Here is a 238-nt window from a genome sequence, read left to right on the forward strand (position 1 = left end):
TCGGTGCGTTCTATGGCGGGTAAGGGTGCGGTAGGGTCAAAGCCTACCAACGCCTTGAGTATTTCTGCCCAGAACAAGTATTGAGGCATTGCTACAGCAGCCGAAATTAAGTTTTCTATAAACTGCATTACTTTTACAATCCCCACCGCAATAAACTCCAACGCATCCAGCACCAAATTATACATTTTTTGGTAGAGCGCCAGCACCGCATCCAGTGCCTTGCCCAACACGTCGAGCA

Annotated in this window: 1 protein-coding gene; it reads right to left on the reverse strand. The window is 48.3% G+C overall.

The genetic code is table 11. From position 1 onward, the window contains the following. Positions 1-238 (reverse strand): hypothetical protein (locus Q0954_RS34865; protein WP_299466927.1); only part of this gene is annotated, 238 nt, incomplete at both ends.

The organism is uncultured Microscilla sp. (assembly GCF_947493425.1).
Taxonomy (GTDB): Bacteria; Bacteroidota; Bacteroidia; order Cytophagales; family Microscillaceae; genus Microscilla.